A 14,609-nucleotide genomic window follows, 5' to 3' on the forward strand; every position below is an offset into this window, starting at 1 on the left:
TGGACAATCCCCGAGATGTGCCGTCAGGAGGTGATGACAGAGGCAGCCGCCTCAACATCGCATACCGTTTAGAAAGGCATCCGCATGGCCACCCTTCCCAGCTACTTCCGAGAAGCCCTGAAGAACATCGAGCCAGGCGACGACGCGGCCAACGCGAAGAACGCGCACGCCGAGGTCTCCAAGTACCTCAAAGCAGATCCCTGGCTCAAGAACCTAGGAGTCGACCCGTTCCTCATCGGCTCTTACGCCCGGGACGTAAGCATCCGCAGGGTCAAAGACGTCGATGTGTTCGCAAGACTCCGGAAGGCCACATCGGACCTCCGGCCTGGCCAGGTCCTCGACAAGATGGAGGACGTGCTGACCGTGGCGTTCGAGGAGGACCGCGTCGAACGCCAGCACCGGTCGATCAAAGTCGACTTCCCCACCTACGAGCTGTCCGTGGACGCCGTGCCCGCCCGTCCCTGCAACGACCACTGGGAGATCCCCAACCGCCCCGAACACGCCAAACGTGCACAGTGGGTGGAGACCAACCCCATCCACCTCGGCGAACTCACCACCGAGGCGAACAAGGATTTTCTTCTCAACGACAAGGGCATCTACGTGCCAACGGTCAAGCTGGTCCGCCAAATCCGTCGGACGTGGGTGGACGACCAGCCCGGAGGCCTCTACTTCGAAATCCTCACCTACTGGGCGTTCCAGCAGACCAACCCCTCCGAGAACACCGTCGCGGAGTACCTCACCACCATCCTCGCGACCATCGCCGACCAGGTGCTCCCCGAGGCGGTGGAACACGGTCTCGATGACCCCACCATGCCGGACAAGAAGATCACCACCAAAGCCACCGACGATCAACTTCTTGCCGCTCTCGACCGCACCCGCGAGGCAGCCGATCTCGCCCAGCGGGCACTCGACGAAGACGACGACTGCCGCGCCGCGCTCGCTTGGCAGCAACTGTTCGGCAAGACAACCGAAGGTGAAGTTGTCTTCCCCATGCCGTCCTACTGCAACGCTGACGGCACTTGGAAGTCCACCGGCATTATCCCCAAAGGTTCCCCGAACGTGGCCGCCGGAACCGGCCGATACGCATGAGCCACGAGCACGAGGCACAAGGTGCTGCGCTAGACGCCGAAGTCGCGCGATGGCGCGCCGACTTCGGCGCCCGGCACTTCAGCGACGACGGCCGCACCCTACGTGGCAGCATCGAGTGGAATGGCCCCGAAGGCCCGGCCACCGCGCTGGTCGAAGTGGAACCGGGTCGATCCTTCCCGTTCGCGCCACCAGTTGTTCGCGTGCTCGATCCCGGGGCAGACGTCGAACTGACCTTTCACATGGACGTTGCGGCAGATGGTCACCAACACGGGGCTCTCTGCCTCTGGGCCGACGAGTACACGTTCGACGTGGCCCCCTGGCGTGACGCCGACGAACTAATCACCCGCGTACGTACCTGGTTGGAAGACACAGGAGCGGCTTGGCCCAACGACGACACCTGTGATCTGGAACGGTATCTGCCCAACGACGGCCGCATGGTGCTCTACGACGGCGAGACACTCAAAGAACTTTGTAGAGACTCCGTACGAGTGGCCGGCAAAGGCACATCGGTCCTGACTATCACGACGGAACGAGGCCTCCAGAGACGTAACCGCGGTCGCCGACTCCCGGCTCGCAAGGACCGCAAGCTGTGCTGGATCGGCGACCTCGGCCAAGTGGACCGCCCAATCCGCAGCTGGGCGGACCTCCGCGACGCGCTCGGCGAGCACAGCAGTGACGTCGAACGCAAGATCCGGTTCGGCATCGTCCAGTTCCTGCTGCTCGAATACCGGCGTGGCGTCAACTCTGCCGTGCTCGCCCTCATCGTCCAGGTCGTGCCCGGCACCACCAGGCTGAACGTCACTGCAGCGGAGGCTGCCGACATCAGCAGAACAAGCAGGATGCTGCGCGGAGGTCCGGCCAGCCCTGCACTAGCAGAACGCTCGGTCGTAATCATCGGTGTAGGTGCAGTGGGCTCCTACATCGCCGACCTCCTATTCCGGTCCGGCATCCGCAAGCTCACTGTGATCGACTTCGAACGCATACGGCCCGGCAACATCGTCCGCCATCTGACCGACAACCTGACCGTCGGCATGTACAAAGTGCACGCCGTCCGATCGCGTCTCGCCCTTCGAGGTCTGGACGCCTCCCAGGTCAACCCGGTTATAGAACGAATCAGCACATTGGACGAGGCGTACCGGATCTTCCAGGGACACGATGTGGTCGTCGACGCGACTGGGTCGGACCGGACCACCAGCCTCCTCACGTGGATGGCGACAGCAACCGACATGCCGCTTATATCGGTGTGCTTGCAACGCCAAGGCGCGCTGGCTCGCGTCGATCGCTATCCACTCCGGTCAGAAGAAACTCATCTGCCAGCAGTCCATGACACGAGCAGCGATCCCGTACTTCGCGAGCCAGGATGCGGACAGCCGGTCTCGCCGACCCCACCGTCAGCTGTCGTATGCGCAGCTGAACTGGCAACCAGGGTCGTCCTCGACGAGCTGCAGGACGTCCCGTCACTCCCCAGCACTCTCGTTGACGTCCGTGTCCCCCAAGATGACCCTCCGTACGATCGTCTTGGCCTAGCCACATCTCGCTCGCAGGACGCGACATGAACAACGAGCTGACCGTCACTTTCGCCGCCAACGTCGCCACGACAGTCAAGGCCATCACAACGGCCGCCTTGCCGCGTGAAACCGGCGGTCTCCTAGTTGGCTGGTGGGACTTAGGAACAGTGTTCATCAAGGATGCCGTCGAGGTCGTGGATCCCGAGGCAACCAGCGTCGGGTGGAGCCGCCATCAGGAAACCGCTCAAAGGATCCTCGACCAGACCCTCGAACAGATTGCCCACCCCTGGCTCGGTTACGTCGGCGACTGGCACAGCCACCCGAAGCCATGCCCGCCGAGTGACACAGATCTGCGTACGCTGGCCCAATCCTCTCTACAGTTCACCAACCCACTAATCCTGCTTGTCCACGCTCCGCCAGACACTTTTGAAGTACGCGCAGCACACACTGGACAGTCATGTAGCCCATATGTTCAGTACCGCACCTTACAAATTATGGCCGACTGAACAGGGACCCTGCTCGCCAGCAGTGGCCAGTGCGGGCTACGTCCGTAGTACTGCTGGATCAAGTGACGCGTGCGGCGGGCGCTTTTGGCGGGCTCGACCAGGCGCAGCTCGTTGATCCGGCTGGCTCGACCCGCCGGCCGATGGACCGACAGTGTCAGCCATTGCTGCTGGTTGGCGTCGTCCAGGGCTGCCAGCCGTGCCCGGTGCTGGTGGTCGCGCCGAGCGAACTGAACATCGTCCAGGACCACCCACACGTCAGCCATGAGCAACTTGACCAAGGTGCTCATGGCGTGGAAAGAAGTTCGGCTGGTGGATTGGCACAACACCGTTGTCCGGGCATGCGCAGTGACGACCCGCCGCGGCGTCCAATTGGCTGAACGGCGGTGTCCCGCCGACCACGGGGGCGAAATGGGCCGGCCACTCCGTCGAGGTGCTCCTGGCCATTTACGCCAAGTGCCTGGACGGCATTGACGCAACTGTGCGGCGTCGCGTCGAGGAGGCGCTCGGCACCCCCGAAACTTCGGGACACCTTCGGGAGGGCTGACCGGCCACGGCCGGATACGGCCGGACACGACCGCGCAAACGACGAAGCCCTCTGATCAGCGTTGCCGCTGGTCAGAGGGCTCGTTTGTGCTGGTCATCCTACTTGCCACTGGTGGTGCCCCCGGCAGGATTCGAACCTGCGCACCCGCCTCCGGAGGGCGGTGCTCTATCCCCTGAGCTACGGGGGCCAACCAGCGAAGAGCCTAGCGCATGCCGCCTGGCTGGTCGCGCGGGCCCACGTCTACGCGTAGTCGGTCGTCGGCGCCTCGGGCGTTGTCCGGGTCGCCGCCGCGCAGGAGGACGTAGTGTTCCGTGGCGACCGCTCGGTACAGGCGGAACGGGGCCTCGCCGGTCATGTCTTCGACCGGTATCGAGCGGGCGATGCCCGAGTTGAACACCGACGCGCCGTCTTCCAGGGCGTCCGGGGGGACCTCGGCGGCGGTCGCGGCCAGGTACACGGCTTCTGCTGTACCGGGCACGACTGACGAGTCGAAGATGGTGATGGCTACCTGGGGGCGCACGGCGATGTTCGCGGAGTGACGCGCTTCGGGCGACGAGACCCAGAAGAACTCGCGGTCGTCGCGGGAGCGGTAGTACACCGGCGTCGCCCACGGCGTGCCGGTCTCGTCGGCGGTGGCCAGCACCATGTAGGTGCTGGCGCCGATCACCCTGCTGGCCTGCTCAGCCCGCGTCTCCGTCATGGCGCCACCCTAAGGCGCGATCGACCCAGCGGGACAACGGCAGGCACAGCACCCCGACTGCGAGCGCCATGACACGGCCGCGCCGAACACGGTGGGCGGGCCACCCAGAACACGATCATGTGCGTCGCCTACGTGAAGTGGGTGGGTTTCGTCCCGCTCGAGAAGGTGTGGACGCACCAGAACATGAAGTCGTTCATGCCCGAGATCACCACCAGCAACGCGCAACGCCATCGACGAACTCCGCGATGACCCCGACGTGCTCACACAAGCGGCACCCGGCCGCACCGACCTCGACGCGCACGAGCTGGCCCTGCTGCTCAACGCCCACCGCGCCCGGCAGGACGAGCGGGCCTGGGTGGGTGGTCAGCGCTCGCGCACCGGCGGACTGCACATGGACACCCGCAGCCCACTGTCACCATATGTGGGCAAGCTGGCGTGCAGGCCGGAGCTGGCCGCCGGTCGCGCGTTGCTGCAGGTCAAGCGCGCCTTCGGGGTCGGCACCCGGGACCTCACGACGCCGGCCGCGCCGAGGCCGGTGATGGGCCGGTGAACGTCGAGGTCCTCGACCCGCGCGTCGATCCGGAGCCGGCCGGCTGGGCGGAGTTCTGCCGCGCCCAGCACGCACACCCCAACTGGGATTACTCGCTGCTGCGGGTGGAAAGCCGCGCCGCGGGCAGCCCGAACGTGCTGGTGACCGTGCGCGTCGACGGTGTGCTGGTGGCCGCGATCACCGCGCTGCTGGCCGGCTACCGGTCCGGGCTGCGACGCGAACCCGGTCGCGTGCGCGGCCTCGCCACGGTGGCACCGCGCTGGGTCGAGGTGCAGCACCGCTGGCTCTCGGGCTATCCGGGGTGGGCGTTCGCCGAACACCTGGACGCCCGAGCCCGCCGGGAGATCTTGCGCCGGTTCGAACGCCTCGTGTGCCGTTTCGCCGGGCCCGGCTGCGTCGGCGTGGTCTACCGGGTCGTGCGGCCCGGCGAGCTGGACCTGGTCGCCGGGCGCGGGCGCGTTGTGCGCAAGTCCATGGGCTACGGCGAACTGGAGAACTCGTTCACGTCGCTGGACGACTGGTACGCCTCGCTGCGCAAGAAGCGGCGCCACCACGTGCGCAGCCTGGCCCGCAAGGTCGCCACCGACCCGAGCCTCACCATCGAGTTCGGGCCGGGGCGCACGGAACTCGATGGTGCCGAACTGGCGGCGCTGATCGACGAGCACCGCGACGGCTACGGCCGGTCCCCGTTCGACTCCCGCGGCTGGCAGTCGCCGCAGTACCTGGCCGCCCTCGTGCATCGCCCGGACGTGCACACGCTGACCTACCGCGACGACACCGGCCGCCTGATCGGCCTGGCCACCCTGCTCGACCACCCCACGCACCCGTCGTACCAGCACTGGGCCGCGGTGCGCGCCGAGGAGAGCGGCAAGCACCTCTACTTCGACTCCTACGCGAGGCTCGTGCGGCACATGATCGACAACGGCGCCAAGTCGCTGAACGCGGGCCGCGGCATGCTCGAACTGAAGGCGACGCTCGGGTTCACCCCGCGTGAGCTGTACTGCGTGATCGTGCCGAGGCCGGTGGCCGGCTGAGGGACACCGATCGTCGCGGCCGCGTGGGCCGGATCGTCGACGCGCCGGGTGGTGGCCGGGCGCGACCCGCCCTGCTCTAGACCCGCTATTCGTTGTGCAGCACGGTCGCGATCGTCAGCCGGCCGGCCGAACGAGCCGGCAGGTACGCACCGAGCACGGCGATGAGCACCCCGGCCAGCCCCAGCAGGGCGAGCACCGGCCACTGGTAGACGTGCACCACGAAGTCGAAGATGTCGGACTGCGCGGCCCGCATCATCGCCGGCAGGACCACGTGGTGCGCCACGAGACCCAGTGGCACCCCGAGCAGCCCGCCGACCACGCCGAGCCCGCCCATGGACGTCACCATTATCACCACGACCTGGCGCGGCGTCATGCCGATCGACTTCAGCATGCCGAGGTCGCGCCGGCGTTCGCGGGCGTTGAGCGCCACCGTGTTGAACACGCCGAGCGCCGAGACGGCGCCGAGGATCACGGTGAGCACGGTCGCCGAGCTGACCAGCACCACGGCCTGGGACGACGTGGAGTCGCGCGGCGGCATGACCACCAGGCCGGGGTCGCCCTTCGCCATCGCCGCCGCGTAGGCGGTCTGGTCGGTACCCGGAGCCAGTTGCACGACATAGGTGTCGGCACGCGCGTCCGGCGCGAGCCGGGCGAGGCCGGCCCAGTCGGCATAGACGACCGCTTCGGGGTTGGTCAGGGTGATCCCGGCGATCCGCAGCGGCAGCCGGTGCCCGGACCGTTCGAAGGTGACCGTGTCGCCGACGGACAGGCCACGCGCGTTGAGGAAGCGCGACGGCACCACGACCTCGCCCGGTCCCGGCCAATGGCCTTCCAGGAGCTTCGGCCCGAGCACCTCGTTGTCGCCACGGGAGAACTCGATCTCGGCGGCCTGGTCGCCGCCGACCACGGCCACCTGCAGGTCCACGGTCGCGGTGACGTGCTGGGTTCCCGGCAGGCCACGCAGCATCGCCTCGTCCTGGGCGTCGGTCAGGGACGCCCCGGCCGGCGGCGGTCCGCCGGGCTGGGCCGGCATCGGCGGCAGCTCGTGCACGCCGCCCGCGAGCACCTCGATCCGGTCGGGGTACACGGGGCGCACCGCGCCGTTGTACGCGTTCGCCGACAGGGTCACGCCGATCGCCAGCGTCACCGTGGTCACCCCGAGCACGATCGCGGCCAGGGTCAGCAGGCTGCGGGCCGGTCGGGCGAACGGCACGCCGAGGCCGAGACTGACCGAGCGGGGCAGCCGCACGCCGCCCAGCCAGCGCTGCACGCGCAGGGCCCGGCCCCGGCGTTGCCTGCTGCTCGCGCTGATCGCCTCGGCCGCGGGCAATCCCCGCGCCCGCAGCGCCGACACCAGCGCGGCCAGCGCGACCACCAGCGGGACGCCGATCAGCGCGGCCACGTCCACCCACAGGTCGACCCCGACGTCACTGGTGCCGAAGATCGCGAACGCGTCGGCCAGCACCGGCCGCGCGACCACGTTCCCGGCCACGATCCCGACCACGCAGCCGGCCAGCGCGGGCACGCCGACCATCACCAGGTACACCGCCATCACCTGGTTCGGGCTGAACCCGAGCGCCTTGAGCACGCCGATGTTGCGGTAGCCGGCCACGACCGCGCCACTGACCACGTTGGCCACGATCAGGATCGCGACCGCCAGTCCCAGCAGCCCGAAGACGACCAGGAACGGGATGTAGACGGCGGTCTCGGAGTTGAACCCCGCCTTGACGGCCAGGTAGGAACCGCCGCCGAACACGGACTTCGCCGGCAGGCCCGCGAACACGGCCGCCTTGCCCGCGTCGATGTCCTGCTGGGTGTCGGCCTGGGCGAACCGGTACAACATCTGTGTGGTGGTCGGGTGCAGCGCCGCCGCCTGCGCCGGCGTGACCCACGCGTCGGCGGACCCGCTGATCGAGTAGGCGGCGCCGACGACGGTCAACGTCGTCCCGTCGGCCAGCTCGATCCGGGTGCCGTTGGACGCCATCGGCTGACCCGGGACCTCGTTCAGCACGACTTCGCCGGGGGCGTTCACCCACCGGCCGCTCCAGAGGTCGAGCCGGTCGACCGGGCCCGCGGGATCGGCCCGGCCCACCGTGGTCATGCTGCGCTTGAGGAAGTCACCGCCACCGGTCGTGGCCACCGTGAGCTGCGCGAACGGCCCGGCCACCGCCTCGACCCCCGGCTTGCGCGCGGCCGCGCTGACCTGGGCGTCGGTGACCAGCGTGCGGTCGAACGCGGCGACCACGTGGGCGCCGCGCTGCGCGGCGAACGCCCGGTCGTACGGCGCGGACGTCGAACTCAGCAACCCGAGCGCCATCACGATCGTGCCGGTGGACGCGGCCACCACCAGCCAGATGACGATCGTCTGCAGCTTGCGCCTGCGCACCGCCGCCCGCGCCACCCGCCAGACCGCGTTCACAGCGTCCGCTCCAGGGTCTGCTCGCGGGCGATCCGGCCGTCGACGATCTCGACGAGCCGGCTCGCGCACCGGGTGGCCAGCCGCTCGTCGTGGGTGACCAGCAGCAGCGTCTGGCCGATCTGGTTCAGGTCGAGCAGCAGGTCCATCACCTGCTCACCCGAGCGGGTGTCCAGCGCGCCGGTCGGCTCGTCGGCCAGCAGCAGCGCGGGCCGGTTCATCAACGCCCGCGCCACCGCGACCCGCTGGCGCTCACCCCCGCTGAGCTGGGCCGGGTAGATGTTCTTGCGGTCGGCGATCCCCAGCTCGCCGAACAACTCCAGCGCGCGCTTGCGTGCCTGCGCGGCCGGTGTCCCGGTCAGCTGCGCGGCTAGCGCGACGTTGTCCAGCGCGGGCAGGTCGTCGAGCAGGTTGAAGAACTGGAAGATCATGCCGATCTTGCGCCTGCGGAACAGGGCGAGGCCCGTCTCCCGCAGCTTGCCGAGGTCCTCCCCCTGCACGACCACGGAACCCGACGTCGGCCGGTCCAGGCCGGCGATCATGTTCAGCAAGGTCGACTTGCCGCTGCCCGACGGGCCCATGACCGCGACCGCCTCCCCGGCGCACACGGTCAGCGTCACCCCGTCCAGCGCGACCGAGTCGCTGTACTCCTTGCGTACCGCGGTCAGGTGGACCACCTCGTTGCTCATGGTGGCCATCCTGTTCTGTTCGCCCACGCGGGGCATCGCACCGCGGAGGTAACCAGCGGGTGGTGTCATCCCTGCGATGTAGTCTCCGTTCGCTGGTCGGAGTCGACTCCCTGTCCGGGATACCAACCTTTCGGTGCACCTCAGGAACGACTCGAGGCCTGTTCACGACCGACTTCGCCCCCGGGAGCGCAACCCTTCGGTGCACCGTGGGAACGACTCCGCGCTCGCCCGCGTTCGCAAGGAATAGGAAGGTGCGCCCGAGCGGTCGCGGGCTTCTACAGTGAGGTTCGTGGTGGCCTGGATGATCGCGGCGGTGGCGGTGCTGATCGCCGCGGTGTGCGCGCTGCGCCTGGTGCGGGTGCGGCGGGCCCACGCGGCGGCGATCGGCGAGCGGGGCTGGCTGCTGGAACGGGAACGCGAAGCGGCCGCCCGCACGGCGGTGGACGCCGAACGCGCGCGGATCGCCCGCGAGCTGCACGACATCGTGAGCCACAACGTGAGCCTGATGGTCGTGCAGGCCGGTGCGGCGCGCCAGGTCGTCGCCACGCAGCCGGACGAGGCGACGGAGGCGTTGCTGGCGGTCGAGACCGCGGGCCGGGACACGATGACGGAGCTGCGCAACCTGCTCGGCGTGCTCGCCCCGCCCGCGGACGGGTCCGAACCGGACGACCTCGCGCCGCAACCGAGCCTGGCCGAACTGAGCACGCTGATCGACCGGATCGCGTTCGCCGGATTGCCCGTGGAGGTAAGGATTTCCGGCGACCCGGTGCCGCTGCCGTCCGGTGTGGACATGACGGCGTACCGGATCGTGCAGGAGGCGCTGACCAACGCGCTCAAGCACGGCGACGGCCGCAAGGCCGAGGTGACCGTGCGCTACGCCGAGCACCAGCTGCGCATCGAGGTGCTCAACACCGGGCCGAGCGTGTTGTCCGGCGACCGCCCGCCCCCGGTCAAGGACGGCGGTCGCGGCCTTTTCGGTCTGCGCCAACGGGTCGCGGTGTTCGGCGGCGACTTCGACGCCCGGCCTCGCCTCGGCGGCGGCTTCCGGGTCCGCGCCAAGATCCCCTTGGAGAAACCGTGACCCGCGTGGTGATCGCCGACGACCAGGCGTTGGTGCGCACCGGTTTCCGGATGATCCTGACCGCCGGCGGCATCGACGTGGTCGGCGAGGCGGCCGACGGGCTCGCCGCGGTGACCGCCGTCCGGTCGCTGCGCCCGGACGTCGTGCTGATGGACATCCGGATGCCAGCCATGGACGGGCTCGCGGCGACCCGCCGCATCCTGGCCGAGCAGTCGGACTGCCGAGTGCTCATGCTGACCACGTTCGACCTGGACCGCTACGTCTACGACGCGCTGGCCGCGGGTGCGAGCGGGTTCCTGCTCAAGGACGTGACGCCGGAGCACCTCGTCGCGGCGGTGCGCTTGGTCGGCACCGGCGACGCGTTGCTCGCGCCATCGATCACCCGGCGGCTCGTCGAGCGGTTCGCCGCCGGTCCCGGCACCCCGCCGGTGGTGCACCGCGACCTCACCGCGTTGACCCCGCGCGAGCGCGAAGTGCTGGCGCTGGTCGGGCGCGGCCGGTCCAACACCGAGATCGCCGACGACCTGACGTTGAGCGAGGCCACGGTGAAGACCCACGTGACGCGGATCTTCGGCAAGCTCGGCCTGCGCGATCGCGCGCAGGCCGTCGTGCTCGCCTACGAGACCGGGCTGGTCGCACCCGGGCGCAACTGATCGCCACGCAGCTCCAGCACCGCGTAGGGACGCGGGTGGCCGAGGTCGACCACCTGCACGCGCACCTTCTGCCGGGTCGCCTCCTGGATCACGCAGGCGTACCACTCGTCGCCGTCACGCACCTGCCAGCGCTCGGCCAGCACCGCCAGCCCGCGCTCGTGCACCAAGTCCACCGCGTCGTCCCGTGTGGACGGTGGGCCGAGCGGGTAGCCGAAAACGGTGCAGGGCAACCAGGTCCCGTCCGGGCAGGGACGCAAGTAGCCGAGCAGGGCGTCGTCGTCCTCGCGGATGACCTCCTCTTCCTTCAGCAGGGCGGGAAGGGCGTCGAGCACCTTGTCGACCTGGGCCTTGAGCGCGGTGATCAGCTCGCGTTCGTGCTCGCTGCCGGGGAATGCCTGCCGGTCGTACCCGACACCGGCGCGCCAGATCCCCTTGATGCGCCTGGTGTCGGTGATCCGCTGAGTCGGGTCGCCGTCGACCAGCACGAGGTCGGCGCGCTTGCCCGGCGCGACGACGCCTCGGTCGGTGAGGCCGAACCGCCGGGCCGGTGCCTCGGTGGCCGACCGCAGCGCCTGGGCCGGGGTGAGCCCGGCTTGCACGAGCAGTTCCAGTTCGCGGTGCAGGCTCGCGCCGTGGACGGTGCCCGGGTTGGGGACGTCGGTCCCGGCGAGCAGTTCCACGCCGGCGTCGATGAGCTTGCGCATGTTGCCGAGCGCGCGGTCGTAGCCGATGTCGGTCCAGCCGGTGGGCACCTGCGTGAGCGCCGCCTTCCAGAACCCGCCGAGCCACGGGCTCAGGTGCGGGTCGGCGAGCATCGTCGCGCCACCCGCGCCCTGGAAGACGTTCTCCAACGTGGCCAGCGTCGGGGTGACGAAGACGTTGTGCGCGACGAGGGCCTGGACCAGCTCGTCGGGCAGCTCCTCGTCCATGGGCAGGTGCTGCAGGCCGTCGGCGCCCGCCTCGACCGCGTCCAGCGCGGCGACGCAGGTGGTCGTGTGCACGGTGACCAGCAGGTTCCGGGCGTGGGCGGCCTTGGTGAGGGCTTCGACGGTCGGCCGGTCGAGGGTGGGCACCGGGTACCGCGAGCCGCGGTCGTAGATGATCTTGAGGTAGTCGGCGCCTTCGCCGATCCGCGCCTCGACGAACGCCTCGGGGTCCTCGACGTACGGGATCGGCGCGTACATGGCCGACGGGTGACCGCCGGGCGCGGTCGCGCCGATGCCCGACGAGCGGAAGTCGGCGCCGCCCGACGACCTGAGCCGCACGAGCAGGTCTGGCTTGGTGAACATGTCCAGTTCGGTGGTCACGCCGAAGCTCAGCGCCTGGTGCGGGGCGCCGGGCAGCAGGTGGACGTGCGCGTCGATGAGGCCGGGCAGCAGCGTGGCGCCGCGGGCGTCGACCACCTCGTCGCCGGCCTCGACCCGTGCGTCGAACCCGGCGATGACACCGTTCTGGATCCGCACCGCGGTGCTGTGGGGGCCGTCGAAGACGCGGGCGTGCTGGATGACGAGTGACATGCCGCGACCGTAAAACCTGACGTCACGTTAGGTTCAAGTCATGGGTGAGACGTGGAAGGTCGGCAGGCTGGCCGAGGCGACCGGGCTGAGCGTGCGCACGCTGCACCACTACGACCAGATCGGCCTGCTCACCCCGTCGGCACGCACGGCCTCCGGCCACCGCCTGTACACCGAGGTCGACGTCGCCCGCCTGCACGCGATCATCACCCTGCGCGACCTCAAGGTCCCGCTGCCGACGATCGCCACCTTGCTGGGCGGCGAGCCGGACGTGCTGAGCCTGCTGGAGGGTCACCGCCGGCGCATCGACGACGAGATCGCGGTGCTGCGGGAGCTGCGTGGTCACCTGGCGGTGCTGACCGAGACCGTGCGCGCGCAGGGCCCGTCGGCGTCGGCTTTGCTGGCGTCGATCGGCGAAGTGGTCGCCGCGCGCCGCGCCTTCGACGACTACTTCACGCCCGCCCAGCGCGCCTCGCTGGCCGACCGCCAGGAGGCCGGACAAGCGGCGGCGGCGCAGTGGCCCGCGCTGATCGCCCGCGTGCGCGCCGAGATGTCCGACGGCACCAGCCCTCGCGATCCCCGCGTCCAGGCCCTGGCCCGCGAGTGGTCGCAGCTGCTGGAGTCCTTCCACGGCAAGGATCCCGCGATGCGTGCGGCCCTGTACCGGATGCACACCGAGAACTCCGCCCAGATCGCCGCCCGCGGCGGCCCGGACCAGGAGATGATCGACTACATCGCCGCGGCCATGCACCCGGATGACTGAATTTTTCACCACCCGGCGCCATCCTGTGACACATTTACCCCCATCTGTCACGGCTTGACTGGAGGCGATCATGACCCTTGCCCGTCGGTTCGCCGTCGCCACGGCCGCCGTGGCGACAGCGTTGACCACCCCCGTGTTGACCACCACCGTGCTCGCGCAGGCGGCGCCATCCGCCACCACTTCCGTCACCGCGGACCGCGTGCTGCGCGTCTACACCGACAACATCGAGAACCTGGTGCGCAACAACCCCGACGGGACGTGCACGCGGATCTCCGGTCCGGACCACCTGGCGTCGATGCTGGTGGACGACAACGGCAAGACGAGCACGTCGTCGGTGGTGGCGCCGGATCTGCTGATCGTGCAACAGATCCGCGGCCAAGGTCAGGCCGATGCCTACGCAGACCAGCTCTCGGCGAAGTTCGGGCTCCCGGCGGGTGCGTACAAGGCGATCGTGGCGTGGGCCGACCCCGAGGAGTGGGGCGGCAGCCACCACTGCAGCGACCAGTCGCTCGGCGACCTGAAGAAGCGCCAGACCAACGGCCTGATCTACAACTCGCAGCGGCTCAGCCTCGCCGCCGGTGACGTGTCGAAGTACTGGAGCGCGGGCTGGCTCAAGCCGGGCACCGCGTACGACGACGGCGCGGGCTGCACGTTGTACAAGCCGCCGAACGCCGACAGCGACAGCACCGACCAGTACAAGTGGAAGCGCACCACGGCCATCGCGGCCCGGTTCACCATCAAGGCGACCGGAACCAGCGTGTTCGCCGCGACCATGCACCTGCCCCAGGAGAACGCGTCGCACGCCTGCGCGGGCGACGGCGACAAGGGCATCGGCGGCAGCGGCATCCACGTGGCCGCGGACGCGACCAGCCTGATGAACGCCTCCACCATCCGCGTCATCGGCATCGACGCCAACCGCACCGGCATCGCCGCGAACACGTTGAGCGGCTTCGGCATGACCGGCCACGGCACCGCCGCGACCGACGGGTCCCGCAAGATCGACTACATCTTCGTCCGCGGCACCGTGCAGCCCTCACCCATCGACTACACCGTGGCGAGCACGAAGTCCAACCACCTCGCGCTGTACGCCTTCATCACGTTCTGAACCCAAGACGTGTTCCACCACGGTCGCCGAATCGGCTGAGCGGCCTGCGAGGGGCCAAGCGTATGGTCAGGTTGACCAGGGCCGTTGGTGGTTTCCGCGCATGAAACGGCCCGGAGCGGGAAAGAGGTACGCGTGATGACCCGCATGGCGGCCGGCCCCGTCCGCACCGACCACCCGAACTACGCGAGCCACCGGGCGGCGCCGCCCGGGTACTGGCTGCGCCGCGGCGTGCGCACCGCGCTCGCCGAACTCGACCACGCCGAGGTCGACCAGGCCACGGCCCACCTGCTCGACCTCGTCCTGCGCGACGCGCTGGCCCTGACCGCGGCCACCGGCGACACCTGCCGGTTCCTGCCCGCGATCTCGGCGGTCAGACAAGCCCGCACCGCGCTGCGTTCCGGCGAGGTCCGCCAGGCCCGCGACGCCCTGGCCGCGGCCGGCACCGCGCTCGGCTAGC

The 14,609-nt window shown here is 69.4% G+C and carries 15 protein-coding genes and 1 tRNA gene; 10 read left to right on the forward strand and 6 right to left on the reverse strand.

What is annotated here, in order from left to right; translation table 11 throughout:
• Window positions 1-84: 84 nt before the first annotated feature.
• Genes EV186_RS22455 through EV186_RS22465 form a run of 3 tightly spaced genes read left to right on the forward strand, consistent with a single transcriptional unit; the run spans window position 85 to window position 3,103 of the window.
• The gene (locus tag EV186_RS22455; protein ID WP_133851247.1) at window positions 85-1,089 is read left to right on the forward strand and encodes a nucleotidyltransferase domain-containing protein; all 1,005 of its coding nucleotides are present in this window, start codon (window positions 85-87) and stop codon (window positions 1,087-1,089) included.
• Window positions 1,086-2,645 carry a ThiF family adenylyltransferase gene (locus tag EV186_RS22460; protein WP_133851248.1) on the forward strand — a complete coding sequence of 520 codons (1,560 nt, stop codon included), beginning with the start codon at window positions 1,086-1,088 and terminating at the stop codon, window positions 2,643-2,645. Before EV186_RS22455 ends, EV186_RS22460 begins: the two co-directional genes overlap by 4 nt.
• Entirely contained in the window at window positions 2,642-3,103 is a 462-nt protein-coding gene (locus tag EV186_RS22465) for a Mov34/MPN/PAD-1 family protein (RefSeq protein ID WP_133851249.1), read from the forward strand. Before EV186_RS22460 ends, EV186_RS22465 begins: the two co-directional genes overlap by 4 nt.
• Here the strand turns inward: EV186_RS22465 and EV186_RS22470 are convergent.
• From EV186_RS22470 to EV186_RS22480, 3 genes are all read right to left on the reverse strand, one after another.
• A complete protein-coding gene (locus tag EV186_RS22470; protein ID WP_243754193.1) occupies window positions 3,070-3,390 on the reverse strand; it encodes a WbqC family protein in 321 nt (106 codons plus the stop codon). The two genes, EV186_RS22465 and EV186_RS22470, sit on opposite strands and share 34 nt — an antisense overlap.
• A gap of 369 nt (window positions 3,391-3,759) precedes the next feature.
• A tRNA-Arg gene (locus EV186_RS22475) sits at window positions 3,760-3,834 on the reverse strand.
• A gap of 15 nt (window positions 3,835-3,849) precedes the next feature.
• The gene (locus EV186_RS22480) at window positions 3,850-4,347 is read right to left on the reverse strand and encodes a pyridoxamine 5'-phosphate oxidase family protein (RefSeq protein WP_133851250.1); all 498 of its coding nucleotides are present in this window, start codon (window positions 4,345-4,347) and stop codon (window positions 3,850-3,852) included.
• A gap of 256 nt (window positions 4,348-4,603) precedes the next feature.
• On the opposite strand from EV186_RS22480, the gene EV186_RS22485 reads away from it, so the two are divergent.
• Window positions 4,604-4,897, forward strand: coding sequence for a hypothetical protein (locus EV186_RS22485; RefSeq protein ID WP_424983140.1), 294 nt, complete (start codon window positions 4,604-4,606; stop codon window positions 4,895-4,897).
• Window positions 4,894-5,931 (forward strand): GNAT family N-acetyltransferase, encoded by a 1,038-nt coding sequence (locus EV186_RS22490; RefSeq protein WP_133851251.1) that lies wholly within the window; start codon window positions 4,894-4,896, stop codon window positions 5,929-5,931. The genes EV186_RS22485 and EV186_RS22490 overlap by 4 nt, the downstream gene beginning before the upstream one ends.
• A gap of 85 nt (window positions 5,932-6,016) precedes the next feature.
• Here the strand turns inward: EV186_RS22490 and EV186_RS22495 are convergent, their stop codons facing one another.
• Together EV186_RS22495 and EV186_RS22500 are read right to left on the reverse strand one after the other, a co-directional pair.
• The gene (locus tag EV186_RS22495; RefSeq protein WP_133851252.1) at window positions 6,017-8,350 is read right to left on the reverse strand and encodes an ABC transporter permease; all 2,334 of its coding nucleotides are present in this window, start codon (window positions 8,348-8,350) and stop codon (window positions 6,017-6,019) included.
• Window positions 8,347-9,036 carry an ABC transporter ATP-binding protein gene (locus EV186_RS22500; protein WP_208115721.1) on the reverse strand — a complete coding sequence of 230 codons (690 nt, stop codon included), beginning with the start codon at window positions 9,034-9,036 and terminating at the stop codon, window positions 8,347-8,349. The genes EV186_RS22495 and EV186_RS22500 overlap by 4 nt, the downstream gene beginning before the upstream one ends.
• A gap of 289 nt (window positions 9,037-9,325) precedes the next feature.
• Here EV186_RS22500 and EV186_RS22505 point away from each other — a divergent pair, with 289 nt between their 5' ends.
• Together EV186_RS22505 and EV186_RS22510 are read left to right on the forward strand one after the other, a co-directional pair.
• Window positions 9,326-10,117 carry a sensor histidine kinase gene (locus EV186_RS22505; protein ID WP_243754194.1) on the forward strand — a complete coding sequence of 264 codons (792 nt, stop codon included), beginning with the start codon at window positions 9,326-9,328 and terminating at the stop codon, window positions 10,115-10,117.
• Window positions 10,114-10,770, forward strand: coding sequence for a response regulator (locus EV186_RS22510; RefSeq protein WP_133851253.1), 657 nt, complete (start codon window positions 10,114-10,116; stop codon window positions 10,768-10,770). Before EV186_RS22505 ends, EV186_RS22510 begins: the two co-directional genes overlap by 4 nt.
• On the opposite strand, the gene EV186_RS22515 is transcribed toward EV186_RS22510, so the two are convergent.
• A complete protein-coding gene (locus tag EV186_RS22515) occupies window positions 10,734-12,287 on the reverse strand; it encodes an amidohydrolase family protein (protein ID WP_133851254.1) in 1,554 nt (517 codons plus the stop codon). The genes EV186_RS22510 and EV186_RS22515 overlap by 37 nt on opposite strands.
• Window positions 12,288-12,327: 40 nt before the next feature.
• On the opposite strand from EV186_RS22515, the gene EV186_RS22520 reads away from it, so the two are divergent.
• The 3 genes from EV186_RS22520 to EV186_RS22530 all read left to right on the forward strand — a co-directional run bounded on the left by EV186_RS22520 (window position 12,328) and on the right by EV186_RS22530 (window position 14,608).
• Window positions 12,328-13,047 carry a MerR family transcriptional regulator gene (locus tag EV186_RS22520; RefSeq protein ID WP_133851255.1) on the forward strand — a complete coding sequence of 240 codons (720 nt, stop codon included), beginning with the start codon at window positions 12,328-12,330 and terminating at the stop codon, window positions 13,045-13,047.
• 70 nt (window positions 13,048-13,117) lie between these two features.
• Window positions 13,118-14,152, forward strand: coding sequence for a hypothetical protein (locus EV186_RS22525; RefSeq protein WP_208115722.1), 1,035 nt, complete (start codon window positions 13,118-13,120; stop codon window positions 14,150-14,152).
• Between the two features lie 135 nt (window positions 14,153-14,287).
• Window positions 14,288-14,608 (forward strand): hypothetical protein, encoded by a 321-nt coding sequence (locus EV186_RS22530; RefSeq protein ID WP_166659276.1) that lies wholly within the window; start codon window positions 14,288-14,290, stop codon window positions 14,606-14,608.
• The last annotated feature ends 1 nt before the right edge of the window (window position 14,609 follow it).

The organism is Labedaea rhizosphaerae, from assembly GCF_004362825.1.
Classification (GTDB): Bacteria; Actinomycetota; Actinomycetes; order Mycobacteriales; family Pseudonocardiaceae; genus Labedaea; species Labedaea rhizosphaerae.

Bases quoted from the DNA above. Each gene is read 5' to 3' on its own strand.
- EV186_RS22465 (WP_133851249.1), top strand. From the start codon at position 2,642: ATGAACAACGAGCTGACCGTCACTTTCGCCGCCAACGTCGCCACGACA.
- EV186_RS22530 (WP_166659276.1), top strand. From the start codon at position 14,288: ATGACCCGCATGGCGGCCGGCCCCGTCCGCACCGACCACCCGAACTAC.
- EV186_RS22520 (WP_133851255.1), top strand. From the start codon at position 12,328: ATGGGTGAGACGTGGAAGGTCGGCAGGCTGGCCGAGGCGACCGGGCTG.
- EV186_RS22455 (WP_133851247.1), top strand. From the start codon at position 85: ATGGCCACCCTTCCCAGCTACTTCCGAGAAGCCCTGAAGAACATCGAG.
- EV186_RS22515 (WP_133851254.1), bottom strand. From the start codon at position 12,287: ATGTCACTCGTCATCCAGCACGCCCGCGTCTTCGACGGCCCCCACAGC.
- EV186_RS22500 (WP_208115721.1), bottom strand. From the start codon at position 9,036: ATGAGCAACGAGGTGGTCCACCTGACCGCGGTACGCAAGGAGTACAGC.
- EV186_RS22480 (WP_133851250.1), bottom strand. From the start codon at position 4,347: ATGACGGAGACGCGGGCTGAGCAGGCCAGCAGGGTGATCGGCGCCAGC.
- EV186_RS22470 (WP_243754193.1), bottom strand. From the start codon at position 3,390: ATGAGCACCTTGGTCAAGTTGCTCATGGCTGACGTGTGGGTGGTCCTG.
- EV186_RS22525 (WP_208115722.1), top strand. From the start codon at position 13,118: ATGACCCTTGCCCGTCGGTTCGCCGTCGCCACGGCCGCCGTGGCGACA.
- EV186_RS22460 (WP_133851248.1), top strand. From the start codon at position 1,086: ATGAGCCACGAGCACGAGGCACAAGGTGCTGCGCTAGACGCCGAAGTC.